This is a genomic window from Anaerococcus sp. HMSC065G05, assembly GCF_001812365.1.
Classification (GTDB): domain Bacteria; phylum Bacillota; class Clostridia; order Tissierellales; family Peptoniphilaceae; genus Anaerococcus; species Anaerococcus vaginalis.
Genome location: NZ_KV808722.1, coordinates 1 through 232, shown reverse-complemented (window position 1 = coordinate 232; position 232 = coordinate 1). Strand labels below are relative to the sequence as shown.

Below are 232 nucleotides of genomic sequence, written 5' to 3'. Positions count from 1 at the left end.
AATATTTATAGCTATTTAATTTTATTAGGTACATAGTGAAAAAAACCGACAGGTTTTTTTCATGGTGGAGATGAAGAGATTCGAACTCTTGACCCCCTGCGTGCAAGGCAGGTGCTCTCCCAACTGAGCTACACCCCCATGTAACCTTTAAATTTACTACAAAGTTTGCTTCGTTCCAAACAATCTTTTTTTTATTTTCTTTGGTAAAAGTCAGCGTACCGACTTTTTACTC

At 37.1% G+C, this 232-nt stretch carries 1 tRNA gene; it reads right to left on the bottom strand.

The annotated features are described in order from the left end of the window. Positions 1-62: 62 nt before the first annotated feature. Positions 63-138, bottom strand: a tRNA-Ala gene (locus tag HMPREF2852_RS07310). Positions 139-232: the final 94 nt, after the last annotated feature.